This window comes from Flavobacterium album (assembly GCF_003096035.1).
In the GTDB taxonomy this organism is placed as follows: Bacteria; Bacteroidota; Bacteroidia; order Flavobacteriales; family Flavobacteriaceae; genus Flavobacterium; species Flavobacterium album.
The window spans coordinates 93,355-119,794 of record NZ_CP029186.1; the positions used below are offsets into that span (position 1 = coordinate 93,355).

22 protein-coding genes and 1 pseudogene are annotated in these 26,440 nt (G+C 44.6%); 10 read left to right on the forward strand and 13 right to left on the reverse strand.

Going from position 1 to position 26,440, the window contains the following annotated elements; genetic code table 11:
- Positions 1-68: 68 nt before the first annotated feature.
- From HYN59_RS00330 to HYN59_RS00340, 3 genes are all read right to left on the reverse strand, one after another.
- Positions 69-953: a bifunctional 5,10-methylenetetrahydrofolate dehydrogenase/5,10-methenyltetrahydrofolate cyclohydrolase gene (locus HYN59_RS00330; protein WP_108776370.1), complete on the reverse strand. Its 885-nt coding sequence runs from the start codon at positions 951-953 to the stop codon at positions 69-71.
- Between the two features lie 253 nt (positions 954-1,206).
- Entirely contained in the window at positions 1,207-2,547 is a 1,341-nt protein-coding gene (ffh, locus tag HYN59_RS00335; RefSeq protein ID WP_108776371.1) for a signal recognition particle protein, read from the reverse strand.
- A gap of 466 nt (positions 2,548-3,013) precedes the next feature.
- Positions 3,014-4,087: a LamG domain-containing protein gene (locus tag HYN59_RS00340; RefSeq protein ID WP_108776372.1), complete on the reverse strand. Its 1,074-nt coding sequence runs from the start codon at positions 4,085-4,087 to the stop codon at positions 3,014-3,016.
- Between the two features lie 293 nt (positions 4,088-4,380).
- Here HYN59_RS00340 and HYN59_RS00345 point away from each other — a divergent pair, with 293 nt between their 5' ends.
- Positions 4,381-4,599, forward strand: coding sequence for a hypothetical protein (locus HYN59_RS00345; RefSeq protein WP_108776373.1), 219 nt, complete (start codon positions 4,381-4,383; stop codon positions 4,597-4,599).
- Positions 4,600-4,663: 64 nt separating this feature from the next.
- Here the strand turns inward: HYN59_RS00345 and HYN59_RS00350 are convergent, their stop codons facing one another.
- The 3 genes from HYN59_RS00350 to HYN59_RS00360 form a co-directional block, all read right to left on the reverse strand.
- Positions 4,664-5,059 carry a response regulator gene (locus HYN59_RS00350; protein WP_108776374.1) on the reverse strand — a complete coding sequence of 132 codons (396 nt, stop codon included), beginning with the start codon at positions 5,057-5,059 and terminating at the stop codon, positions 4,664-4,666.
- On the reverse strand, positions 5,046-6,566 hold the full coding sequence (locus HYN59_RS00355) for a PAS domain-containing sensor histidine kinase (RefSeq protein WP_108776375.1): 1,521 nt from the start codon (positions 6,564-6,566) through the stop codon (positions 5,046-5,048). The genes HYN59_RS00350 and HYN59_RS00355 overlap by 14 nt, the downstream gene beginning before the upstream one ends.
- 82 nt (positions 6,567-6,648) lie before the next feature.
- Complete coding sequence (locus tag HYN59_RS00360; RefSeq protein WP_108776376.1) at positions 6,649-7,554, reverse strand: site-specific tyrosine recombinase; 906 nt, start codon at positions 7,552-7,554, stop codon at positions 6,649-6,651.
- Between the two features lie 114 nt (positions 7,555-7,668).
- Between HYN59_RS00360 and HYN59_RS00365 the strand changes: the two genes are divergently transcribed.
- Positions 7,669-8,259, forward strand: a complete 591-nt coding sequence (locus HYN59_RS00365; protein ID WP_245895619.1) for a porin family protein — start codon at positions 7,669-7,671, stop codon at positions 8,257-8,259.
- 450 nt (positions 8,260-8,709) lie between these two features.
- Here HYN59_RS00365 and HYN59_RS00370 read toward each other — a convergent pair whose 3' ends face one another.
- The 3 genes and pseudogenes from HYN59_RS00370 to HYN59_RS00380 all read right to left on the reverse strand — a co-directional run bounded on the left by HYN59_RS00370 (position 8,710) and on the right by HYN59_RS00380 (position 10,828).
- Positions 8,710-9,243 (reverse strand): porin family protein, encoded by a 534-nt coding sequence (locus tag HYN59_RS00370; RefSeq protein ID WP_108776377.1) that lies wholly within the window; start codon positions 9,241-9,243, stop codon positions 8,710-8,712.
- A gap of 233 nt (positions 9,244-9,476) precedes the next feature.
- Positions 9,477-10,045 (reverse strand): annotated as a pseudogene (locus HYN59_RS18415) (porin family protein).
- 186 nt (positions 10,046-10,231) lie between these two features.
- On the reverse strand, positions 10,232-10,828 hold the full coding sequence (locus tag HYN59_RS00380; RefSeq protein ID WP_108776378.1) for an outer membrane beta-barrel protein: 597 nt from the start codon (positions 10,826-10,828) through the stop codon (positions 10,232-10,234).
- Positions 10,829-11,037: 209 nt separating this feature from the next.
- On the opposite strand from HYN59_RS00380, the gene HYN59_RS00385 reads away from it, so the two are divergent.
- From HYN59_RS00385 to HYN59_RS00400, 4 genes are all read left to right on the forward strand, one after another.
- Positions 11,038-11,562, forward strand: a complete 525-nt coding sequence (locus HYN59_RS00385) for a porin family protein (protein ID WP_108776379.1) — start codon at positions 11,038-11,040, stop codon at positions 11,560-11,562.
- A 21-nt stretch (positions 11,563-11,583) separates the two neighbouring features.
- Positions 11,584-12,132 (forward strand): porin family protein, encoded by a 549-nt coding sequence (locus HYN59_RS00390; protein WP_108776380.1) that lies wholly within the window; start codon positions 11,584-11,586, stop codon positions 12,130-12,132.
- Positions 12,133-12,272: 140 nt separating this feature from the next.
- Complete coding sequence (gene aroQ, locus HYN59_RS00395; RefSeq protein WP_108776381.1) at positions 12,273-12,689, forward strand: type II 3-dehydroquinate dehydratase; 417 nt, start codon at positions 12,273-12,275, stop codon at positions 12,687-12,689.
- Positions 12,690-12,693: 4 nt separating this feature from the next.
- A complete protein-coding gene (locus HYN59_RS00400) occupies positions 12,694-15,171 on the forward strand; it encodes a DUF5686 and carboxypeptidase regulatory-like domain-containing protein (protein ID WP_108776382.1) in 2,478 nt (825 codons plus the stop codon).
- A 148-nt stretch (positions 15,172-15,319) separates the two neighbouring features.
- Here HYN59_RS00400 and HYN59_RS00405 read toward each other — a convergent pair whose 3' ends face one another.
- Complete coding sequence (locus HYN59_RS00405) at positions 15,320-16,744, reverse strand: RtcB family protein (protein ID WP_108776383.1); 1,425 nt, start codon at positions 16,742-16,744, stop codon at positions 15,320-15,322.
- A 700-nt stretch (positions 16,745-17,444) separates the two neighbouring features.
- Between HYN59_RS00405 and HYN59_RS18005 the strand changes: the two genes are divergently transcribed.
- On the forward strand, positions 17,445-17,618 hold the full coding sequence (locus tag HYN59_RS18005) for a hypothetical protein (RefSeq protein ID WP_181369481.1): 174 nt from the start codon (positions 17,445-17,447) through the stop codon (positions 17,616-17,618).
- Positions 17,619-17,665: 47 nt separating this feature from the next.
- On the opposite strand, the gene HYN59_RS00410 is transcribed toward HYN59_RS18005, so the two are convergent.
- Positions 17,666-19,183, reverse strand: a complete 1,518-nt coding sequence (locus HYN59_RS00410; RefSeq protein ID WP_108776384.1) for a TROVE domain-containing protein — start codon at positions 19,181-19,183, stop codon at positions 17,666-17,668.
- A 284-nt stretch (positions 19,184-19,467) separates the two neighbouring features.
- Here HYN59_RS00410 and HYN59_RS00415 point away from each other — a divergent pair, with 284 nt between their 5' ends.
- Positions 19,468-20,520, forward strand: a complete 1,053-nt coding sequence (locus HYN59_RS00415) for a helix-turn-helix transcriptional regulator (RefSeq protein WP_108776385.1) — start codon at positions 19,468-19,470, stop codon at positions 20,518-20,520.
- A 45-nt stretch (positions 20,521-20,565) separates the two neighbouring features.
- Here the strand turns inward: HYN59_RS00415 and HYN59_RS00420 are convergent, their stop codons facing one another.
- Together HYN59_RS00420 and HYN59_RS00425 are read right to left on the reverse strand one after the other, a co-directional pair.
- Positions 20,566-20,829 (reverse strand): hypothetical protein, encoded by a 264-nt coding sequence (locus HYN59_RS00420; RefSeq protein ID WP_108776386.1) that lies wholly within the window; start codon positions 20,827-20,829, stop codon positions 20,566-20,568.
- 7 nt (positions 20,830-20,836) lie between these two features.
- Entirely contained in the window at positions 20,837-21,652 is an 816-nt protein-coding gene (locus HYN59_RS00425; protein ID WP_108776387.1) for an NYN domain-containing protein, read from the reverse strand.
- A 449-nt stretch (positions 21,653-22,101) separates the two neighbouring features.
- Here HYN59_RS00425 and HYN59_RS00435 point away from each other — a divergent pair, with 449 nt between their 5' ends.
- Positions 22,102-24,579 carry a DUF5686 and carboxypeptidase regulatory-like domain-containing protein gene (locus HYN59_RS00435; protein ID WP_108776389.1) on the forward strand — a complete coding sequence of 826 codons (2,478 nt, stop codon included), beginning with the start codon at positions 22,102-22,104 and terminating at the stop codon, positions 24,577-24,579.
- A gap of 211 nt (positions 24,580-24,790) precedes the next feature.
- Entirely contained in the window at positions 24,791-26,437 is a 1,647-nt protein-coding gene (locus HYN59_RS00440) for a S41 family peptidase (RefSeq protein ID WP_108776390.1), read from the forward strand.
- The last annotated feature ends 3 nt before the right edge of the window (positions 26,438-26,440 follow it).

Genomic DNA, 26,440 nt, shown 5'->3' on the forward strand with positions numbered 1-26,440 from the left:
TCTCTCCGCAAGCTCCGTTCGAAATGGAAAACCGGACTCTTAAATCTTTGGCTTTATGTTGAAAGATATTACTTCCTCAACCTCCTTTGTTCCCTAGCCAGCAATGTGTTCTTCAACAGCATCGCAATGGTCATTGGGCCAACACCGCCCGGCACCGGTGTTATAAAGGATGCTTTTTTACTTACATTATCAAAGTCGACATCGCCGGTTATGCGGTAGCCTTTTTCGGTAGTTTCGTCAGGTACACGGGTAATGCCTACATCGATGATAACGGCATCGTCCTTTATCATTTCTGCCTTGAGGTAATTGGGTACGCCAAGCGCCGTGATGATGATATCGGCCTGCGATGTTATCTGGTTGATGTTCTTGGTATGGCTGTGCGTAAGCGTAACGGTACTGTTGCCCGGAAACCCTTTACGCCCCATCAGGATGCTCATCGGCCTTCCTACAATATGGCTGCGGCCAATAACCACGGTGTGCTTTCCTTCCGTCTGCACGTTGTAGCGCTCCAGAAGCTCCAGTATCCCGAAAGGAGTTGCCGGTATGAACGTACTCATATCAAGCGCCATTTTACCAAAATTTTCGGGGTGGAAACCATCCACATCTTTACTGGGGTCGATAGCCATGATCACCTTCTGGTCGTCGATCTGCTTTGGCAAAGGCAGCTGTACGATAAAGCCGTCAATGTTATCATCCTGGTTCAGTTCCTCGATTTTCTTAAGAAGCTCGATTTCGGAGATAGTGCTTGGGAGCTTTATCAGGGTCGATTCGAATCCTACACGCTCGCAGGCCTTTACTTTGCTGCCCACATAGGTAAGGCTCGCACCATCGTTGCCTACGATCACGGCGGCAAGGTGCGGCACCTTTTCGCCTTTAGCCTTCATTTTACTTACCACTTCGGCGATCTCGTTCTTAATGTCGTCCGAAGTTTTTTTACCGTCTAATAGTTGCATTGTGTGTTGTTTATGTTTAGAATAGATGTTTCAATTACTATTGTTTTTAACCACATAGATACATAGGACAAAGATGACCCCTTAAAGTGATAATAAGTAACACAGAGCGTGAAGCTTCGCTTCTTCTATGTGGCCGTATGCTTGCTATATTCACTAATAAAAAATACTATAAAATCCATGTTCCTATGTGGTTAAATTGAAATTCAGACTTTTTTAATAAATAAAAAAAGACGCGATAACGCGCCTTTGTAGTTTATGGTTTCATGCCTTTCATGCCGCCCATCATCCTCATGAGGTTCTTTCCGCCCCCGCCCTGCATCATTTTCATCATTTTGCTCATCTGGTCGAACTGTTTCAGCAGTTGGTTTACCTGCTGGAGGGAAGTGCCGGAACCTTTGGATATCCTGTTCTTCCTTTTGGCATCCAGGATAGACGGCTTGCTGCGCTCTTTTGGCGTCATGGAATAGATGATGGCTTCGATGTGCTTAAAGGCATCATCTTCGATCTCTACATCCTTCAGGGCCTTGCCTGCACCGGGTATCATGCCTACAAGGTCTTTCATGTTACCCATTTTTTTCACCTGCTGTATCTGGGTAAGGAAATCGTCAAAACCGAATTCGTTCTTGGCGATCTTCTTCTGCAATTTGCGCGCTTCTTCCTCATCGTACTGCTCCTGTGCCCTTTCTACAAGGGAAACAACGTCACCCATGCCCAGGATACGGTCGGCCATACGGTTCGGGTAGAACACATCGATAGCTTCCATCTTCTCGCCCGTACCGATGAACTTGATCGGCTTGTTCACCACCGATTTTATCGAGATTGCGGCACCACCACGGGTATCACCATCCAGCTTCGTAAGGATAACACCGTCAAAGTCCAGCCTGTCGTTGAAAGCCTTGGCGGTATTCACGGCATCCTGGCCCGTCATGGCATCTACCACGAATAATGTTTCCTGTGGCTGTATCGCTTTATGAACGTTGGCAATCTCGTTCATCATTTCCTCGTCAACCGCCAAACGGCCGGCCGTATCGACGATGACTACATTAAATCCGTTTGCTTTAGCATGCTTTATCGCATTTTGCGCGATCTCAACCGGATTGCGGTTGCCCTCCTCGCTGTATACTTCCACGCCTATCTGGCCACCTACCACGTGCAGCTGGTTGATCGCCGCCGGACGGTAAATGTCACATGCCACCAACAGCGGCTTTTTATTCTTTTTGGTCTTAAGGTAATTAGCCAGCTTTCCTGAGAAGGTGGTCTTACCCGAACCCTGAAGCCCCGACATCAATATCACGGCAGGATTTCCGGAAAGGTTTACCCCTGCAGCATCGCCACCCATAAGTTCGGTAAGCTCATCTTTCACAAGCTTTACCATAAGCTGGCCCGGCTGTAACGTGGTAAGTACGTTCTCGCCGATAGCTTTCTCTTTCACCTTTGTTGTAAAATCTTTAGCTATCTTAAAGTTAACGTCGGCATCAAGTAGCGCGCGACGCACTTCCTTGAGCGTATCGGCAACGTTTACTTCGGTTATCTTTCCGTGCCCTTTAAGGATATGGAGGGCTTTATCTAATTTTTCGCTTAAATTATCGAACATAAAATTCAGGATTTCTTTATAAGAGGTGCAAATTTAATAATTTGATTTTGAACTTAGAGGGTAATGCAAATAAAAAAGCCGGACGAATCCGGCTTTTACGTTTTATCTAAACCTATATGTGTGTACTTTGAAAGCAGAAGCCTGAGCAACCGGTCACGCCTTAAAGTAGATTATCTGTAAAAAAAGAAAAAGCCCCTTACCCGGGGCTTTTAAAACATAAACTGTAAATGTAATCTGGGAAAACCGGAACTACTAAATCCGATTTATTATAAAACAATTTTATAAGGTTTTACCCTACCCGAAATAACGAATTTTAACACATTTAATTGCGCTCATGTTATAAATATTTAAAAATAGCCTGAAAGCTAAGTTTTTATAAAGATTTATTTCAAAAAGGCAGTAATAATAAAACCGGCTTTGGGAAGAGCCGGTTTCGGGAAAACTTGAATATTTAAAAAAAACACAACTATTCTAAACAGGTGCTGCAATCGCCTTCCAGCTCATACAGCGTTTGTACTTCCTGTTGGGTAAGTACTTTTTTATACACCCTAAGGTCGTCCATAAGGCCGGTAAAGCCGCTGCCGATATAATAATCAAGGGCCTGTGTGCCTATATCGCCAGTAGCAGCGGTCGCGGTGTTACGCAAAACCCCGTCACGATACAGTTTCAGGGTATTGTTGGCATCAAGCGTAGCCACGAGATGGTGCCAGTTCTCGGTATCCTCCCACAGCAATGGGTCCTGGTTCCAGCTGGTGTCCCAAGCTTGTGCCGACGGCGTGCCAACCATTGGGGTATTCAGATCATAAACCGCAAGATAAAAGCCCTGCCCGGAAACATCGCCTTTCTTAAAGAACACCTCAAGGTCACCTGCTACGGTATTCTGCATTTTAAACCACAGGCTTATACTGAACGTATCACCAGCCACCAGCGCATTTGCCGCACCGGATTGTACCTGGAGGTATTGCTGCCCATTAAATGTCATGGCACAATTTGCATTTCCATTCCTGTCGGCAGCAGGGACGATATCTATCGGCGCCGAAACAAAATTGCCTTTAAGGTCCTGAACAACACCGTTGGCAAAGGTCATATAAAGCATCAGGTCGTCGGTCAGTACACCCGGGTTATCGCAGTTAGTTTCATGGCAGGCTGTCAGCGCTGCATTGATGGCAAGCTCCAGCTGCTGATTGTTATTGAGCGCAACAGTTTGCCCGTTTACAATTATCGTTACAGGGTAACTGATCGAGTAATATTCATTCGCAGCAAGCGCCTGAAGCAGTGTACCTAATTCCTGATCACCATTAATAATATAGGTATCCTCCATCTGGAAGCTGCTGTTGTATCCAAAAACAGTAACCGGATAGCTTAACGAAATGCAGTCGTCAGTAGCCGCGTCGTTAGCTATTGCAATTAAAACTTCGGTAAGCGAAGAACCGCTGTGCAGCGTTTGCGAGTTATCTTCCCTCACAGAATCATCCTGGCATGAAATTGCAAAAACGGAAAAAAAGGCTATCAGCGCCCCCAGGTATTTTGCTCTGGTCATTTTTTTGTGATCTGGTTTTGAAGTGAAACAGTTTACACACAAAAAACCCTACTTTATGCGTTTAATTTTAGCGACAGCATTGTTTTGACCGAAATGCATTTATAGAATAATAAGCATCCTGAGATATTAAATGCAAACAAAAAGCTTAATTAAAATTTAAATAAATAAAAAATATCCTGTTAACAAAACGTAACCAAATCGTCTCGTTAATAATAAGTTAAAAAAAATTGAGCATTAATTTTTTTATTTAAAAATAACCTTTAAATTTGCCTCATAGTTTAAACCCCCAGATTATGAAAAGCAGTCTATTAAAATGGTATTTCCTTGCATTTTTATTAGCAAGTGACTTTGTCGTATTTGCACAACCAGGCGGAACAGGAGAAGATGGTGATCTTGAAGGCGGAGGTGACCCACCAGCCCCAATTAATGCCAAGCTAATATGGCTTGCTATAGTAGGCGTTTCTTTTGCTTTCTACTATTTCAACAAAAACCGTCAGGAAAAGAGAGCTTAATCAGCCACGACACATACAACATTATAAACCTCTTTTAATAAGAGGTTTTTGTGTTTTGTATCAACTAAAGCACAAATATCTTTTCGATGTCTTCTTTACATATAGGTTTCAGGAAATAGTCTTTTACGGTTCCATTGAATTCCTTGGCGCGTTCAATGTCTACCTCATTATTGGATGAACTTATCATATAGATAACAGGCATCTTTGAAAGGCCCGGCCCGAGCTTTATAAATTCATCAAGAAACTGCCAGCCATTCATGATCGGCATGTTCACATCCAACAGGATCAGGTCAGGAAGTTCTTCAACGTGGTTGTTCTGTTTTATAAAATCAATAGCGTCCTGCCCGTTGGCGAAAAAAGTACTTTTGGCATCGACACCATTTTGTTTGAGCAGGTTTTTTAGCAAAAAATGATAAATCTTATCATCATCAATAACATATATACTATCAATCTTCTTCATCAAAATAAATTTTAAACGCAGTCCCTTTATTCACCTCGCTGAATACCTCAATCTTCCCTCCCATTGCCTCAACCTGGTTCTTGGTTATAAACAAACCAATCCCTCTTGAATTCCGGTTTTTATGGAACGTTTTATACATTCCAAAAAGCGAGTTTTTATGCCTCTTTAAATCGATACCCAACCCGTTATCGGATACAGTAAGCACCTTCTTGCCGTCTATTATCTCAAAATCATAAGACACCATCGGCTTCCTTTCGGGGCTTGAGTATTTAATTGCATTTGTTGTAAAGTTAAGCAATATACTTTCAAGATACGCAGGATTATAGTTGACGGTTACATCCAGCGGTATGTTAACTTCAATAGTTACTCCGTGCTTGGTAATCTCATTGTGCAATATAGTGAGAATATTCTTCAGATAGTGCCTCAGATTAAGGTTTTCTCTTACAATCTTAATTTCGCTCTGAATTGCTACCAATTCTTTTAAGTGGCTGATGGTAATCCATAATCCGTCCGAAATACCTTCAAGGTGCTTTAGCAATTCTTCCCGCTCTTCATCGCTTGCGCCTTTAAAAATATCCAATAGCATTTTTAAGTTCCCGGCATGGGACCTGAGGTTGTGCGACACAATATGGGCAAAATTACTGAGCCTGTTGTTTTGGCTCCCTATAATATCTATAGTGTTGCCAAGTTCCATCTCTTTTTCCTTGAGCTGCGTAATGTCTTTTAAAGTGCCAATGGCCCGCACAGGCTTGGTCTTATCGTCAAAATGCATGGCCCTTCCACGGCTGAGCACCCAACGGTATTTTCCCTGGTCGGTCATTACCCTGTATATGCTTTCGTAGACGGCAGTTTTCTTCTTTAAATGGTCATTCTTAATTTTTTGATAGGTTTCCATATCATCGGGATGAACCCTGGAAACCCAAAAAGTATTGGGATAAATAGCCTCCTTTTCCTCTTTACCCAGTATCTTCATGGATTGCGGCGAAAAGTAGACCATGTTAGTAGTCATGTCCCAGTCCCATATCCCTTCGGATGCCGCTTTGAGGGCATATTTAAAACGCTGTTCAGAAAGCATCAGTTTGGCCTCCTGCTCTTTTTGGTCGGTTATATCGTTTACCCTGCCATAAAAGCTTACCGACTTATCTTTATCGAGTTCGGGCTTTGCAGAAACACGCATCCAGCGAAGCCCTTTTTTGGGGAGCTGTACCCTAAATTCATAATCCCAGTTGGTTAGGGTCTTTTTGGAAGCTTCAAGCGACCTCACGAAGCCTTTTATATCTTCCTGCAGTATGCGGTCGGTAAAAAATAACTCCGTGTTATATGTAAATTCTTCTACCGTAAGTTCGTATATTTCGTTTACGGTTTCGCTGGCAAATACTATGGAGTAATGGTCTTTACCTGTCCAGATCATCTTGAATATCAAATCCGGTATCTGGTCCAAAAGCTTCTTATAGAAAGCATCAAGACTTTCACCGTCGTGAATGTCAGGCTTATCAAAAAACTTCATACTTAATCTCTTTGCCACAAAAATACGTTTAGTTTTAAATTTAAAAATTTTTTCCCAACTTTTTAATTATTTACAGGAATAATTATTTCCTTGGATGATAAGTGTTTAGCACCGTATTCAGAAACTTCCTGTCAAGGTGCATGTAAATTTCGGTTGTAGTTATGGATTCATGCCCCAGCATAAGCTGAATGGAGCGCAGGTCGGCGCCGTTCTCCAGGAGGTGGGTAGCAAACGAATGCCTGAAGGTATGCGGGCTAATAGTCTTATTAAGGCCTATATCGGCTGCCAGCCGCTTAATTATCGTAAATATCATGGCGCGGGTAAGCCCCCTGCCGTGTACGTTAAGGAACAACGTATCTTCGTGCCCTCTTTTTATATCCAGCCTGTTGCGCATGGCACCTATATATAAGCCGATATATTTCCTGGTAGACTCCCCTACCGGCACAAAACGCTGCTTGCTGCCCTTCCCTGTTATTTTGATAAAGCCTTCCTCAAAAAAAAGGTCGGATATCCTTAGCGTAACCAGTTCCGAAACGCGGAGCCCACAGCTGTACAACGTTTCGAGCATGGCCCTGTCGCGCTCCCCCCGCCCGTCTGCCAGAGAAAGATCGATTGCGGCTATCATCCTGTCTATTTCCTGCAGTGAAAGTGTGTCAGGGAGCTTACGCCCTGTCTTGGGCACTTCAATAAGCTCCATGGGTGTGTTTTTCCTGTAATCTTCAAATACAAGGTAATTGAAAAAGCTTTTCAGTCCTGAAATGATGCGGGCCCTCGTGCGCGGGTTAAGTGCGGTCGAAATATGGTAAATGAATTGCTGAAGCGCGTCATCGTCAATGTTTACAGGGGAAACGCCAATATTGTTTTCCTCAAGATACGTCACCAGCCTTTGTATATCGAATGCATAGCTGGCAATGGAATTCGCCGACAGCCCCCGTTCTATTTTGAGGTAGGATTTGTAGTCGTTTATATATTTTACCCAGCTTTTCATGGGGTTAAAGTTATGTGAATTAAGAATACTTTCAGAATGCCCCAATTTTAATCATATAATTTTGACAAACAAAACTAATACTTATAAATGATGAAACTATTTAAATTATTTTCGATGAGTGCATTACTTTTCGGTGCTGTAGCAGTATCTAATGCACAGGAAGACGCGAGCAACAGAGACTCGATGTCGCCAAGCTTTGGTGTTAAAGGTGGTGTAAACTTTGCAACACTGTCCGGAAGCGATATTGATTCGCCGGATTCAAGGACAAGCTTCCACGTGGGTGTGTTAGCCGAATTCCCTTTGGCAGAAATTTTCTCTATACAGGCAGAGGCACTGTATTCCGGCCAGGGATTCAAATTTAACTTTGCGGGTACAGACGGTGACAAGGCAGAGTACCAACTGGACTACATTAATGTACCTGTGCTTGCAAAAGTGTACATCGTTAAAGGGCTGAGCATTGAAGCAGGGCCACAGTTCAGCTTCCTTGTAAACGAGGAGTTTGATGCAAACCCTAACTCTGACAGCGGCGACATCCAGCTTGACGGCGCTAAGAGCTTTGAATTTGGCGTTGCGGCAGGCCTTACCTTCCAGACGGAAATAGGATTGTTTGCTACAGGCAGGTACAATATGGGACTTACTGAGATCTACGACAATGTAGATGCCAAAAACTCAGTATTCCAATTGGGTGTAGGATATAAATTCTAATATCCCATTTGATAGCAAGAGCCTCCTTCGGGAGGCTTTTTTCGTTTATTGCATATCTCATATATACAAGGTCTTTTTTGAGATTTCTATCTCCGCAGGCTGCGTTCGAAATGGAATAACGTGCTGTTTTTAAATTGAAAAATGATTTTCTAAATATGTATAATCAAATTTATTATAAATACCATCATGAGTAATGGATCTATTTAATTTTCACGCAAAGTCGCAAGCCGCTAAGACGCATGCCGAATTTGAGGATTGAAAGCCGCAAAGTCATGCTGCAATGTTTCAACATTGCAGCATGACTTTGCGACTTTGCGTCAAATAAAACTTAATTTGCTTGCACACATATGTTTATATCAAATAAAACTGATTCAAATACAAAAGCCTTGAGGCAAATACAAAAAAAAGCCTCCCCGAAGGAAGGCTCACTATTTTACATAGAATTGAGTCTTAGAAACGGTAGCCCAGACCAACCTGGATGCAGTTGTTCCTTACTTTACCGCCTTCGTCATGCCTGCTGATATCTTCAAGGCCCCAGTAATACCTTGCATCGATAAGGAAGCCCGACTTAAGCTCGTAAGAAAGCCCTCCGGCAGCACCGTAATCCAATGCTTTAGTACCTTTGCGCAGTTCTTTGTTTTCAGCATCAACCCTTGCACCAAGTACCGGGCCTAACTGTATATTAAAGCCTTGGGTAATATAATATTTTGCCATGGCAGGTATCCTAAGGTAAGAAATTGACTGATCCTTAGCTCCTTCTTTAGAATAAAGCATTTCGGGCTGGAAGTGGAAATGTCCTTTTAGCGCCATGTCCAATGAGATGCCGGCATAAAAACCTGTTGCACCATCAGTATCGGCATCACTGTCAAAGTTAGAAAAGTTAACGCCGGCTTTTACCCCTACTATCGGGAATTCATCCTCTTGTGCCTGTGCTGCAAAGCCAAATGCCATAACGGCCAGTGCGGAAAAGAAAAGTTTTTTCATGTGTTATGATTTAGATGCGATAAAAATAGGAAATTAATCTTAAAAAAAAACCACCCCATGGCAGGTTTTCATTTTAATTAACAGGAAAGCGTCAGAAAAGGCACACAACTATTACAGAACAATAAAACAATTACACAAAATCAATGCTTTTTGTGTCAATCTTTTAATTTTTTCGTAAGGCAATAAAAAAGCCTCCCGTTTAGGAGAGGCTTGATCTGTATATCCTGAAGGGATTAGAATTTGTAACCTACAGAAACCTGGATTACATTGTTAGTAATTTTTGGTGTTGATCCCACAGGAGATTCTGTATCATTGATATCTGAAAGACCTGCATTATACCTTGCCTGGAAGAAAACTCCCATTGGAAGGTCATATGCAACGCCTCCTGCTAAGCCGAAGTCGATGCTTTTGTAGCCATCTTTCACATCTTCATCATCAGCTTTTGCGCTCATAAGGAAACCTACATAAGGTCCCGCTTCAAGGCTAAGGCCTTCCATGATGTAATATTTCGCAAGGATAGGCACATTGATGTAATTAGTTTTTAAATCATAATCAGCACCAAGAACTTTATACGATGCACCCTGCATAGAAAAAAGTACTTCTGGCTGAACAGAGAAAGTCTCGCTTAACTTAAACTCAGCTACCCCCCTACGTGGAAGCTTGTCAATGAGCCGTCAGTTTCAGCATCTCCGCCCTGGTCAGCAATGTTTAGACCAGCCTTAACACCAAATTTCATGTCTTGTGCCTGAGCTGCAACACCAAAAGCCATCACAGCAAACGCAGATAATAGAATTTTTTTCATTTTGTGTTTAATTTTTATTGTTACTTGTAAAACAAATGTATAAATTTAATTAATAAGAAAAATACCTATAATTGGGTATTTTTATTAAATTCTTGTTAACTTTTATTCCTTCCGAAACTGCGCTTGTAAATAAAAAACCGCCTCAATTGAATATTGAGACGGCTTCATAATTCCTGACAGTATGTCTTAGAATTTGTAAATCATTCCGAAAGTTACACTGCTTAGGTTCAGGTTCAGGTTGAATGTGTCAGTAGATTCTGCTCCGTCAGCGTCAGGCTTGCTTGTGTTGTAGCTAAGTGCTCCAAATGTAGTCTCAAACGCGATATGGTCTGAAACGAAATAGCTGATACCAGGTGCAAGGCCGATACCAAAGCCATTTGTTTTTGCTTCGCCACCAGCAGGAAATTCAGTTTTCGTAGTGTTATAGCCTGCGTTTAACTGACCGAAGAATGAGAATGCCCTTCCCGGAGTTCCGTAGTACCTTGCGAATGCACCGGCTTCAAAACCAGTAGTTTTTGTTTCAGCACCATCAGCGTCAGTATCTTTGCCGCTCCTGAAGCCAAGCTGTGCGCCGATAGCAATGTTTTCGCTTACAAAGTAACCTACCCTTGGAGTAACATTAAAATCAGTGGATTTTACATCACCCGTTTTTTCAGAGCTAAGTCCAAGTGAGCCCGATACAAAAACATCTCCTTTAGCAAAACCGGAAGTAGCGGCCTCATCCTGTGCCTGTGCAAATCCGAATGCAGCCAAAGCTGCTACAGTAAATAATAATTTTTTCATGTGTTAAATAAATTATGGTTATTTGATGTTCATTCTTACAAATTGCATGCCACAATTTTAATAATATTAACAATCCTAATTTCCAGTGATTTAACATTTGTATTATTCTTTGATCAGTGCCTTAACAAGCAAAAAAGCCAAATTCGGGTTAAATTACCAACACCATTTCTACTTTTCCTTACATTTGTTTCAGATTAGGCTTACAAATTATGAGAAGATTGTTTTTAGCGGCAGCACTGCTGCTTTGTGCGCCAATTATGAACGCGCAGACTTACGGCATTAAGGGCGGTGTCAATTTTGCTAACCTGACCGGCAATGATGCTGATGCGTTTGATGGCCTCACCAGCTTTCATATCGGTGCGCTGATGGAATTCAACATTCTTGACCGCATTACGCTGCAGCCGGAATTGCTGTATTCAGTACAGGGCGCGAAGAATGATGGCGAAGAATACAAGCTTAACTATATGACCCTGCCTGTCATGGTTGAATTTGACATTGACGGGTCGCTTAGCCTGCATGCCGGGCCGCAGTTTTCATTACTGGCCAATGAGACGAAGCATGTTGCGCCTAAAGAAGCCAACAATTATGATTTTGGGCTGGCAGCCGGGCTGGAATATGAAATTACAGGCGGACTCTTTATACAGGGCCGCTATGTATGGGGGCAAAGGCAGGTTTTTGAAGATGCCGATGTAAAGAACTCGGTGATACAGTTTTCCTTAGGATTTTATTTTTAAACCCACTTAAACTATTATAACATGAAAAAGATCATTTTTTTATTGACAGCACTGGCGGGCAGTTTTGCCATGCAGGCACAGGGTATTGATTTCGGTATCAAGGCCGGAGCTAACTTTGCCAACTTTACAGGAGGTGACATAAACACTAAGAGCATTACAAATTTCCATGCCGGAGCTGTTGTAGAACTGAACCTTGTACCGGTATTCTCTGTACAGGCCGAAGCGCTTTTCTCTTCGCAGGGTGCAACCTACAAGGATACTGCCCTTGACATTGCAAAAGACATCAACCTGAAGTACGTTTCTGTACCGGTAATGGCAAAATTCTACGTGCTGCCAAAACTTAGCGTTATGGCCGGGCCGCAGTTCTCTTTCCTTGTAGATGATGCCGACGAAGCTTTTGACAGCAAGAAATTTGACCTTGCTGCGAGCGGCGGTGTGGAGCTTAAAGTGATTGCGGGATTGTTTGCTCAGGCGCGTTACAATATCGGCCTTACCAAAGTATCGGACAGCGAATATGCGGGAGATGCCAAGAATGCCGTATTCCAGTTATCATTAGGATATTATTTCTAAAAGTTTTAAATAAAATGTAAAGACCGGTTCTGTCCTTGAGACAAAGCCGGTTTTTTTATGGCATAAATGTTAAATTTAGTATTAAACACTATCCTGATTAGTGCAGTAAAGACTTACTTTTACAAATAGAAACAAGACCAATGAACATACATATCATCAACGGGCCAAACCTCAACCTGCTAGGCACACGGGAACCCGAAATATACGGCGGCCGCACTTTTGAAGACTACCTTGGTGAACTGCGCCAAAAGTTTCCCGGTATTCACCTGACATACTTTCAGAGTAATATCGAGGGCGAACTCATAACAGAAATACAAAGAGCTGGTTTTAACCACAATGGCATCATCCTGAACGCGGGTGCTTATACCCACACGTCCATTGGCATAGCCGATGCCATAAAGGCAGTGACAGCACCCGTTATAGAGGTGCACATCTCTAATACCTTTTCCCGCGAAACCTTCAGGCACCAGTCGTTCCTGTCGCCCGTAGCTACAGGTGTAATCATCGGTTTCGGGCTGAAAGGCTACCAACTCGCAATAGAATCGCTTATACCATAAACGGATGAAAAAATACCTGATGCTTTTATTGTTGCTCGTTAGTACACCCACTTTTGCACAGGTAAAAGGAAGGATCGTAAGCGCTACCGGCGAACCGGTTCCGTTTGCCAGCATCATCGTATCAGGCACCTACAATGGCACCTCATCCAACGAGGACGGGTACTATACGCTGGCGCTATCAGCAAAAGGGAAATACACTATAATTTTCAGGTCCATTGGTTACAAAACAAGGGAAATAACAGTTGATATAGCCAAATTCCCCCACACACTCGATGTAAAACTGCAGGATGAAAAATACCTGCTGGACGAGATTGTGATATCCAATAAGGACGACCGGGCCAAAATGATCATCAGTGAAGCCATAGCGCACCGTGAGGAAAATTCGGCAAAGACAGCAAAATTTGAAGCCGACTTTTATTCCCGTGGCACTTTTAAGGTAAAAGATTTACCGTCAAAAATTTTGGGACAGGAAATAGGCGACCTCGGCGGGTCTGTAGATACTACGGGCAATGGGATACTGTACTTATCGGAAACTGTTTCGAGGGTAAAATATGAAAAGCCCGGCAGGATAAATGAAGTTGTAAAAGCATCGAAAGTCAGTGGCGACGATAACGGTTTTAGCTACAACAATGCCGCGGCAGCCGAGTTTGATTTTTACGAAAATTTCATTCCGTTCGAGGTGAGCGTGGTTTCCCCCATTGCAGATAACGCTTTCAACTACTACGATTACAAGCTTGAGAATTGTTTTTACGATACCGATGAGCACCTCATCAGCAAGATAAAGGTTTCGCCAAAAGAAAAGAATGAAGCTGCGGTAAAAGGTTACATTTATATAGTGGAGGATACCTGGGAACTTTATGCCACCGACTTCATGCTAAAAGGCAGCCAGATAGAACAGCCGTTGCTGGATTCCCTGAATATTAAGCAGAGTTTTGGGTATAATGCCAAAGAAAAGCTGTGGACCAAGAATGTACAGACGCTCGATTTTGATGCCGGGCTTTTTGGCGTGGGGCTTTCGGGCAGGTTTAGCTACGTGTACAGCAATTTTATTTTTAACCCGGATTTCGACAAAAAAACATTTGGCCCCGAAGTGCAGTATGTAGAGGCCGATGCCAACAAGAAAGAGAATAAATACTGGAACAGCATACGCCCTATCCCGCTTACTCCCGAAGAGCGCAACGACTATATTAAAAAAGACAGGATACAGGAACTGCGGAAAACAAAGGCTTACATGGACAGTACCGACCATGAGCGCAACCGATTTAAATGGCTGTCGCCTATACTGGGGTACACCTATCATAATTCCGAGGAAAACTGGGACATCCGCTATACAGGGATCGCGACAAGGCTGGCCTTTAATACCGTGCAGGCGTACTGGCTGGCACCGGGTTTCCATTTTACAAAATACCATCCTGATAAGAATACGTACACCACTTTTGGTACTGACCTGAATTATGGCTTTGCCGAGCAGCGTTTCCGGGCCACAGGGGTATTTGCACACAAGTTCAACAACTTTTCCAAGCGCATTGTAACCGTTACAGGGGGCAGCAGCATTGAGCAGTTCAATCCTGAGAAGCCCATCAATAAGATCGTGAACAGTATCAGCACGTTGTTCTTCAGAGACAATTATGCCAAATTCTATGACAATGCGTTCATCAAATTAGCCTATGAGGAAGAAGTGCTCAACGGCATACAGCTGAACGGGTCGGTTGAATATGCACGCAGGCACGCGCTGTACAACAATACGAACTTCTCGACACTGAAGGACGTTTACCACCCTTACCTGTCCAACAATCCATTGCTTCCGTTTGACCAGGAAACCCCGGCATTCCTGAAGCACAACCTGATGAAGGCCTCTTTGCAGGCGCGCTTCAGCTTTGGGCAAAAATACCGCACCCGCCCGGACGGCAGGGAGGTAATCTCCAACCCGGATTACCCGAGGCTGTATTTAAAATACGAAAAAGGTTTTGCATCGACCATTAAGGATTATAATTTCGATCATCTTTCCACCCGCATCACCTATACGATGGATGCAGGCAATAAGGGTGAAACCGGTATGGCAGTCCGCGCCGGTAAATTCTTTAATTCGGATAACATCGCCTTTGTCGACTACAGGCATTTCAATGGCAATCAGACGCACATCGGGAAATCGGAGCGTTACCTCAACGTATTCAACTTCCTGCCCTATTACACCCACAGCACCAACGACCAGTATTTCGAAGGGCATCTGGAACACAACTTCAAAGGTTTCATTACCAATAAGCTGCCGCTGATCAGTGAGCTGAATTACCACCTTGTTGTTGGCGCGCATGTGCTATCCACGCCGGAACATAATCCGTATATGGAATTTACCGCCGGGTTCGACAACCTTGGCTGGGGGAAATTCCGTTTCCTGAGGATCGATTACATAAGGTCGTATGAAAGCGGTTTTATTAGTGATGGTGTGATCTTCGGGCTGACGTTTTTGGATATACTGGAGTAGTTTAGTTTTCAGTCTCAGTCTCAGTCTCAGTTTTCAGGCCTCACCCCCGGCCCCTCTCCAAAGGAGAGGGGAGCAGCTACACTCATGGTGAATACTACGCAAAAAGACCTGACAGGTTTTTGAAAACCTGTCAGGTCTAAGATAAAATTTAATCCTCCCTGCTTCCGTCGTCGGCCATTCGTACCAGTTTGGGTGTGAATTTAGCGACAACATCTACAAGTCCGGTCTGGGCAGCCATCACCATATCGATATCCTTATAGGCCATTGGGGCTTCGTCCCTTCCGGCACCGATCAGGTTTACACCGTGGTCTTTCAGCACCTGCTTCATATCGGCTTTGGTAATGTTCTTTATGGCCTGTGTCCGGCTCATCTGCCTTCCCGCACCGTGCGATGCCGAGTTGATGGCAGCTTCCTCGCCTTTACCCCTCACGAGGAATCCCGGCGCCGTCATGCTGCCCGGTATGATACCCATTACACCTTTTCCGGCAGGGGTAGCGCCTTTTCTATGCACGATAACTTCTTCACCTTCGTGCATTTCTTTCCAGGCAAAGTTATGGTGGTTCTCCACTTTCGCCAGTACCTGTGCGCCAATAGCCTTCGCCATCTTATCATGGATCACCTCGTGGCATGCCGAAGCATAATCGCCGGCAAGGTTCATGGCTATCCAGTACTCCTGTCCTTCCTGTGTATCTAGGCCCAGATAGGCAAGGTTGGCGGCTTCTTTAGGCAATTTGCAAAGGTCTTTTGCCAGCCTGGTGTAATGCCCCGCTACCGTAGCACCGAATCCCCTCGAACCCGAGTGGGTCAGTAATGCCACATACCGTCCTTTATCAATATTAAGTGCTTCATCCCTTTCTTCAAATTCGATGATACCAAACTCCACAAAGTGGTTACCTCCACCGGATGTTCCCAACTGCGACCATGCTTTATCCTGAAGGTTCTTGATGAATTTCGTCATCCCGAATTCTGCCCGGTCTATTACATCGTGGCTGGCTTTATACTGGCCGTGGTAACCGTGGCCTGCACCAAATTTAGTATGCGCGATAAGCTCCCTTTTGTATTTCGACTCGTTTAGCATATAATCTTCCGCAGGGATATCATATACCGAAAGCGCCATCCTGCACCCTATATCCACGCCTACACCGTATGGTATAATGGCATTCCTTGTGGCTAGCACCCCGCCTATCGGCAACCCGTAACCCTGGTGTGCATCGGGCATCAGCGCCCCGGCAACCGTTACCGGAAGTCTCATCGCAATATTCATCTGATCCAAAGCGCCCTTCTCTATATTTTTCTCACCGTAAACGGCATATTCCTTTGCGTTTTCTATCAGGGGTATAATATCTTCTTTTGGTATATTGGCTTCTTCTATCATGGCAGTTGCCAGGGGTTCCAGCACCTCATCATCCAGGAAGCTTTCAGGATAGCCTTTCACTTTTTTGAAAAGCGCTACTACATCTTCTTTCGGCTGGCCGCTGTAAGCCGTATTGGCAAGCTTCAGCGCAAGGCCTAAGATTGGCGTTTCTGTATATCCTGCCGATAATAAATCGGTTCCTGTTATCTGTGTTTCCATAACGAATGGTTTGTATTTTAAAGTTAGTGTGTTTTTATAATTTTTTGGTTAATGATAAAATAAAAAGAGGCAATGGGCTGCAGGTGTTTTGATTTCTTTGGACGAAGTAACACGTTGCATAACGGCACTCTTATATAAGGGCAATGGCATGCCGGCGCTTTATTACTTTCGGGAATCGAACCCGACGAAACAACCGGACGAAGTAACGCAGGCAAATACGGCACCTTATGTTTAACAGGAGCAAAATGCGGCGTGGGTAACGGGGCGTGTCTGGCCGGAGTCGAACCGGATAGCCTTGCCGCACAAAACGGCTTCGCTATTCCTCCCCTGGGTTGAGACGAAGTAACCCGCACCTACGGCATCCTGTATACTCTGGCAAGGTGAAAAGCGGAAGGGTTTGCTTTGCCGCACTTTCCTGAGGCACGACGGGACTCGAACCCGTAGTAACCAATTTCGAAGTAACCCTGTCCTACGACACTTGCCATTTTTCAATTCTTTTTAATAAGCTCCCGCACCGCCTGGCAACGGGAGCGCTTCTGTATTTTAAAAACAGGGCGACAGGCGAAAAGGGACTATCCTTGCTCTAACCAACTGAGCTACTCACCGGAACCTTTGTCCCGGCAAGACGGGACTCGAACCCGTGTCCAAGGCGCCTGAAACGAAGTACCCCTTATCTACGGCACCTGTATAATTTTTCCTAATGAGCTCCCGCAGGGCGCGTGGACTGCGGGAGGAACCCATTGTTTATGCTTTCAGGGCTAATGACAGGAAAAGGCATTTGCTCTACCAACTCAGCTACATTGCAATTGCCACTGCAACGATGGGACTCGAACCCACGACACAATTCGAAGTAACCCTCTCCTACGGCACCTGATGTTTTTTATGTTCTCCCACAGGACGCGTGTGCTGCGGGAGGATTTATTACAACTCAATATCTTTAATGGCGTCAAGCGCATTGCCTGCATTTTCAAGCGAATAAAGGAGGTCGAATATCTTGTCGCTCCAGCCCGCTATCAGGTATACATCGTTCCTGCTGATGTCCAGCGGCGTATTGCCATGGCCTGCAAGGTCGAAAAGGTACAGTTTTGCATTGGGCGCCATTTCTTTATAACGCTTCCATGAATTTTGCACGCTGTTGCCAAATAATCCGCTGTCGTACATCTGCACATCGGTAAAAAGCATGACTTTATCCACTTTCTTCCTTTGGGCGATCAGGTCTTCAATAACAAGGTAGCCGTTGGTAGCATAACCTACCTCACCTTCCCTCCTGTAGTACTCCATTACGTTGGAAAGCACATTTCGCGAAGGCATGTTGATGGCTTTCCACCTGTCGCCAAACATACCTGTGGTGACATTCCTGCATTGCGACTGAAGGAGCATACCCAGCATAAGGCCGATGTCGTACAGCTTCACGCTGCTTCTCGTCGAAACCGGCACCTGCATGGAGCCCGACACGTCACACGCTATCACTACCGAAGTATCGTAACCAAAGCCCTTAATGTTCTTTGCGCTTTGCATTACCGCATCTTCCAATGCGCCAAGAATTGCCGACGTGTAGCCGGAACGTAAATCTTTAAGTTCCCTGTAGGCCGAAAGGAAACGGAACGGCAATTGCTTAGAGCCTGCCACAGCCTTTTCATTCGACAGGTACTCGCACACCATCTGTATGCAATAGCCCGGAACGTCTGCTTCAAGTATACTCCTCAGGTTACGCATCAAGGCCATATAACCTATTTTTTTACTTGCTATAAGCTCGGCCCATTTAGCGGCAACCGCCTGTTTCTTTTCGGCAGCGGTTGCAAATTTCTGCCTGCCAAGTGCAGAAAGCTCGGTTTCCCACGTGTAGGGCGTTGCCAGTTTATCAGCGGCTATCTTATTGAAAAGCTCCTGCTGGGCTTCGTCTTTCGCTTTTGGGTGCACCAGGAAGAGCGCATCACGCAGCTTCACATCGGTATCCCTGTTGTATTTTGCAAACTGGTATTCGTCGAATTTATTGAACGATGCCACAAGGCCTTTTTGCACCTGTTTGGACAGCCTGTTCAGTTTTTTGGTACCGGTACGTGCATTGGCCGCCTGGTAGTAGGCCAATAGCTCGGTGATCTCATCGGCACGCTGTATAACATTACTTATGGCTCTGCTCACCACGGTATTGCCCGACACGCTTTTGGCAAGCTCTACCGAAAGTACCAATGGCACCGACCTTAAGTTCATCTGCGCCCTTGCATATACCGCAAGCCTCGCCACAAATTCAGGGTCACATTGTGCTATGAGCGCCGTGATGCGTTTCAGCCTCTGGTTGCTCTGTTCGTAAGCCGTATCATTCAGCCCTGTAGTTACTACAGCGGTGTACAATTCCATCTCAGGGGTCAGCCTGTACGCCTTTGCACCTTCATGGTTTACCGTTACGTTGTTCTGCCTGTTTAAAAAATTGAATTTCATGATTACGGATTTAATATTATACTTTTGTTTTTCTTTTCTGCCGGATGCTGTTGTTGTCTCATCCTGACATTACAAAGATGCGCGTGCCTGTGCGCAGTGAAAATGCGCAGTAAAAATAAAATTGAAAATATTTTATTTACTACTGATATTCAATACTTTAAATCTATAATAATTACAATTTTTCCGAATAAAAATTTTACTACGCAACTACATTGCGCACCAAATTCATTTTTTAAGCTATATTTGGCAGGCACATTTGCTTTAAAAACACCAAACCCGCCCCTATGGCTACCAATAAGCTTGCCCTGCTGCGTTACAAAACGATAGACGAATGCCTGAAAAACCGTTTCAGGAAATGGACGCTGGAAGACCTCATCGAAAAAGTGTCGGATGCGCTGTATGAATATGAAGGCATTGCCACGGGTGTGAGCCGCCGCACTATACAGGCCGACATACAGGTGATGCGCAGCGACAAGCTCGGCTATAATGCCCCGATAATCATTGCGGACAGGAAATTCTATACTTACGAAGACCCTGCTTATAGCATTACCAACTCCCCCATCAACGATGCTGATATGGCCAAGATGAAGGAGATCGTGAGCATCCTGAAGCAGCTGAACGGCTTCAGCTATTTTGATGAGATGAGCGAGCTTATCGCCAAGCTGGAAAATAATGTAAACAAGACCGAAAAGAAAACACAGGACTACATACAGTTTGAGGACAACAAGCACCTGAAGGGCATAGAGCATATCAGCCCGCTGTACCAGGCGATACTGAACAAGACGGCATTGCTTATAGAGTACCAGTCCTTCCGGGCACACCAGCCCAGCAAGGAGATCTACTACCCTTACCTGCTGAAGGAATACCGCAACCGCTGGTTTCTGATCACGCGTATGAAGAAGTATACCCACCTCTATACCCTGGCGCTTGACAGGATCGTGGAATTCCATCCGCTAACGAAAGAAGCCTATGTGGACCATTACGGCGTGGACTGGAACCGCTATTTCAGCGATACGCTGGGCGTAACCAAATCGGAACGCGACCGGGGCCAAAGGGTGATCCTGCATTTTGACTGTGCCAATGCGCCCTATGTACGCACCAAGCCTTTGCACCATTCGCAACAGGTGTTATCAGATAACGAAGATGGCCTTATCATTCGCATCGATGTGGTGCTGAACTTTGAGCTGGAAAAAGAAATTTTGGGTTTCGGCGAATGCGTAAAAGTGCTCGCCCCGCGCAACCTTAAAGAAAAGATACGTAAAAGGCTGACTAAGGCCCACGCACAGTATGTGGAACGCGAACAGGAAATAAAGGCGGCGAAAGAAGGAACGAAATAATGATACGATTATAACTACCGACAACTGACAACCATCAACCGGCAACTATTTCTTCCGCCTTAACACGCTTCCCCTGAAATCTTCCAGCGGCTCTTTTTGGCGGAAGCGCTCAATGTCTTCCCAGGTGGCGCATTTCATATCCATTATCTCGCCGTAAATATCCATGGGCAGGGTGACAGACTCCACCCCTTCCAGGCTTTCTTTGAGGAAATCTTCCATATCTTCAAGGGAGTAGAACCATTCTTTATCAAACTGAATTTTATGGATGGTGGTGTCTTTGCGTACAATCGCTTCGGTAATCTTCTTCATGGGTATGCTAAAAATGCGTATGATTATTCTTTACGAATACGTGTTTTATATTGTTCTTGCCGGTCTCCCTTTCATCTACAATAAAATCGTCGATGCTTTTTATAAGCGGCAGCATCTTTGGGAAGCCATAGTTACGGGCATCGAAGTCGGGTTGCTTTTTGAGCATGTGGTTGCCCAGATCGGCCAGGGATGCCCACCCGGTTTCGTCGGCAAGGTCGTTTATGCTGTTGCGGATCAGCCTTATCAGCCTGTTGTCAATGGTACTTAATGTTTCCTTTGTCTCTGCGGCTTCGGCTTCAACATGCTCCACATGGTGTTTCTCTATCGCTGCACCTTTTGCAGGCCTTCCGGGTTTCTTTTCGGCCTTTTGGCTTTCAGCGGCACCAGGAAGTATTTCGATGTAAATAAACTTTTCGCACGCTTTTATAAAAGGCTCGGGTGTTTTCTTCTGGCCCATGCCAATTACCTTCATCCCTTCTTCGCGCAGGCGGAGCGCCAGCCTGGTAAAGTCGCTGTCGGAAGATACGATGCAAAAGCCGTCTACCTTTCCGGAATACAAAATATCCATAGCGTCAATGATAAGCGCGCTGTCGCTGGCATTTTTGCCTGACGTATAACTGTATTGCTGTATAGGGCTGATGGCATTTTCCAGCAGCACATTCTTCCAGCCGTTCATATTAGGCCGTGTCCAGTCGCTGTAAATGCGTTTGAATGTGGGGGTGCCGTATTTGGCTATTTCCTCAAGCATACCACTTATATTGGAGTAAGGCACGTTATCGGCATCTATGAGTACTGCCAGCCTGAGGTCTTTTATATTGTCCATTGTTTGGTGTATTTAACCAAAGGTAAGGGAAAAAGGAACGCGGATAACACAGATTTGGGTGGATTGACACAGATTCTATTATAAAACGATAATGGTTATAGCGCCGTAAAACAAAATTGAGATTAAAAGGTTTATGCCGAAATAACGCTCTGTTATCTCTTTAAAAGGCATGCTATTTTTGCGAAAGAGCCAATGGAATAATGCCCCCGGAAAATCAATAAACGAGATAATCCCATTAAAAAAGACCTCTAAGATGAATTCAAAAATCATTTCTCCCATATACCAATAACTCCCTTTCTGTAAAAAAATTATCCTTATTTGTAAGAAACTCCCTTAACCGCCGTTATCTTTCCTGTGCCCAAAGATATTTTTTTTACCCTGATGCAACCATTATTATGTAAAAACCGTCTATCCTTTCAAAACCAATACCTACCAATAACCAACAAACCATGCACAAATTTATTACCACCCTTTTCCTCTTGTTCGGATTAGCATCTTTTGCGCAGATAAAAGGAAAGATCACTACAACGAATGGCGAGGCGATACCGTTCGTAAGCATCACTATCGAAAACACTTATACGGGTACTACGGCTAATGAAGCCGGACAGTTTGACCTCCCGTTCAAAACCACGGGGAAACACACTATCATTTTCCAGTCGATCGGCTACAAGACAAAGAAGATCCCTGTAAACATTGTCTCTTTCCCGCATATGCTGGATGTCGTGATGGAAGATGAAAGCTACGAGATGAAGGAGCTTACCATATCTAAAGGGGAAGATCCGGCTTACGCCATTATCAGGCAGGCCATTGCACACAAAAAAGAAAATTCGGAAAAGACAGGCCGCTTTGAAGCCGACTTTTATTCGAAAGGTATTTTCCGCGTAAAGAATGTACCGAAGCGTATTATGGGAATGAATGTGCGAGTAGAGGCTAATAATGCCGGAACCATACTCGATTCTACCGGCAGCGGCATTATTTACCTGAGCGAAACCGTATCGCACATCACCTTCGAGCAGCCAAACAACCTTAAGGAAAAAATAATTGCTTCCAAAATAAGCGGCGACAACAACGGTTTTAGCTACAATACGGCAAACGGGACTTTTTACAACTTCTACGAGGATTATGTGGATATGGAAGATGTGAGCATGATATCGCCTATTGCCAAAGGTGCTTTTGGTTACTACCGCTATAAATTTGAAGGCAACTTTTATGACGAGAACAACAACCAGATAAGCAAAATAAAGGTAATACCGCGCCGCGATAAAGAGCCGGTGTTCGAAGGCTACATTTATATTGTGGACGACAGCTGGGCGATCTACGCTATCGACCTCGACATTAAAGGATACCGTATACGCCAGAACATACTGGATGTGCTTACGCTGCAGCAGAACTTCAGCTACAACTCGACCAACGGCATCTGGGCCAAAAACTCACAGACCTTCGATATCAAGGCCGGGATGTTCGGCGTGGGCTTTACAGGAAAGATGACCCATGTGTACAGCAATTATGTATTTCACGACAAATTTGAGAAAGGTACCTTTACGAAAGAGCTGGTGTCGTTCGAGAAGGATTCCAACAAAAAAGATTCGATCTACTGGACGGGCGTTCGCCCCGTACCGCTTACCGGCGAGGAGTATACCGATTACATAAAAAAGGACAGCCTTGCCGAAGTGCGCAAGGTCTCTAAGGATTCGCTAAACAGCAAGCGAAACCGCTTTAAGGTATTCGATGTATTGTCGGGCTACGACTACAATACCGCCGACCATAAAACGCGTTTTAGCTATGACGGTGTACTCCAGATACCGAAATACAATACTGTGCAGGGCTGGAACTTCGATACGAAATTTTCGTTCTACACTTTCGACAATGAAAAGAAACGCAATATATCCCTGTGGACGGAAATGAACTATGGCTTTGCCGAAGACCGTTTCCGGGCACATGGCGGCTTCAGTACCAGGATATGGAAGCTGGGAACTTTCAGTTTCGCAGGGGGTAATACGATAAACCAGTTTAATCCCGCCGAGCCGATATCGCCATTACTGAACAGCATCAGCACACTGTTTTTTAAGGACAACTACATGAAGTTGTACGACAGGACCTATGCGAAAGTATCGCAGAGCCGCTGGATATTCAACGGGCTTACCATGACAGGTACCGTGGAATATGACCGACGCAGGCCGGTTTTCAACAATACTGATTATGTACTGATAAAGAACGATCATAATTATACTTCCAACAACCCATTTGACCCGACAAATAATACCACCGCACCGTTCGTAAAACACGAATTGTATAAGGTAAACATCGGTGGTAACATACGCTTCGGGCAAAAGTACATCAGCCGCCCGGACGGGAAGATACCGGTAACGGAAGTGAACTATCCCGGCATATCGTTCATGTATGAAAAAGCGTTCTCATCGAGCGTGAAAGATTATGAATATGACTTTATTGCCGCAAGGGTATCGTACAGCGAAACATTTGCCAACAAAGGGACATTCGGGTTTAATGTAAAAGGCGGTAAATTCTTCAATGCCGATAATATCGCCTTTATGGATTACAAGCACTTTAACGGCAACCAGACCCATGTAGGGACACAGGAAGCTTACCTGAACGTTTTTAACCTCCTGCCCTACTACAGCCGCAGCACCAATGATTCTTACCTGGAAGCGCACATTGAGCACAACGACAAAGGCTACCTGATGAACAAGATACCGCTTCTTGCCGACCTGCAATGGAACCTGGTTGTGGGCTACCATGGCATCGCTACACCTGATAACAAACCGTACCAGGAGTTTACTGCCGGGTTTGATAACGTGGGCTTCGGGAAGTTCAGGGTGCTGCGTATCGACTATGTACGTGCCTACAACGGCAGCGGCTTTGTTACCGACGGGGTGATATTCGGATTGAAATTCCTTGATATTTTATAAAAAGCTATTGCGTTTTTAAATACTTTTTACAGATTTCATTGTGTTTTCATTTTGATTATTCCCGACTGCGCCCGAACTGACAGACGTAAAATTATTAACGTTTGTAAATCGGCATCCGTTGTCACATCGAGTGCAGTCGGGATGCTTTTCACAGATCAAATCCAGCGTTTCAAAATTGATTAACAGCGTCCAACGAAAAAACTAAATTACTATGAGGAAATTTCTTTTACTACTGTCAGTACTGATAATGCAGGCCGCACTGGCAAATATGCCTGTAACTGAAACCCAAAAACTGGAAGCCACAGCACGCATCTGGGGCTTCCTGAAATATTACCACCCACAGGTAGCCGCAGGAAAATTCAACTGGGACCAGAAGCTCATTGATATCCTGCCCGAAGTGGAAAAGGTACAAACCAAAGAAGCGCTGAGCGAGGTTTACATAAAATGGATCGACGGGCTGGGTGAAGTGCCTGTATGCAAAAAATGCGGGAAGCCATCGAAAGAAGAATTATTCGAAAAGAACTTTAGTATGGCGTGGATGCAGGATACCCATGTTTTTACTGATGCGCTTACCGCAAAACTTAAATATATCGAGGCCAACAGGCATTTGGGTGTAAGCTATTATGCCGGTATGGGCAAAGCCGATAACATTGAAATAAAGAATGAGCCGGTGTACAAGGATTTTGAATATCCTGAAAAGAACTACAGGCTGCTGAGCCTTTTCAGGTATTGGAATATCATAGAGTATTTCTTCCCTTACAAATATGTGACCGACCAGAAATGGGATGACGTACTCACCGAAATGATACCTAAATTTAAAGATGCCCCTGATGCGCAGCACTACCATCTTGCCATGCTGGAGCTCGTAGCAAAGATAAACGACAGCCACGGCTACCTTGTTACGCAGCTTACAAACCAGTATTTCGGATTTTACTGGGCTCCGGTTACCTTCAGCATTATTGACGGAAAGGCAGTTATAACCGGTTTCTACGACGAGGAAAAAGCGAAACAGGACGACCTGAGGATAGGCGATGCCATAACCCATGTGAACGGTGTGGCGATAAATGACATCCTGAAAGAAAAAAGCCGGTACATACCTGCCTCTAATCCCGCAGTACAGAAAAGGGATGCGTACTTTAGCATCTTTAACGGCAGTAGCGATAAAGCGGAGGTGACCTTTGAAAGGGATGGAAAAAGCGCCCGCAAAGAGATAACCCGCTACATGAGGAAAGAGTTTAAAGGGAAGGAAAAAAAGCCTGCAGACAAATACAAGGTGCTGGAGGGTAATATAGGATATGTGAATATGGGCATCATTGAAACATCGGATGTTGCTGCCGCCATAAAAAAGCTGTCAGGCTGTAAAGCTGTGATTTTTGACATACGAAATTACCCACAGGGCACAATGTATGCATTCGGCCAATGGCTGCTTCCCGAATCGAGGAATTTTGTTAGCTTCATTAAGCCCGATGTAAACTATCCCGGCAAATATATATGGGTGAACTCCTATAATGTTGGTCCGAGAGGAAAAAACAAGAGATCTTATAAAGGTAAAGTGATTGTGCTTGTAAACGAGACTACGCAAAGCCACGCGGAATTCACCGCTATGTCGTTACAGGTGGGTGATAATGTGACCACTATCGGCAGCCAGACTGCAGGGGCTGATGGCAATGTAACCCCATTTTCATTTCCTGGCGGTTATGAGACGTGGATGACCGGGCTTGGTGTATTTTATCCTGACCGGACCGAAACGCAGCGCCGCGGGGTAAAAGTAGATGTACAGGTGCTGCCCACTATTGCCGGAATAAAGGCCGGTAAAGATGAAGTGCTGGAGAAAGCTATAGAGCTGGCGAATGAATAAATA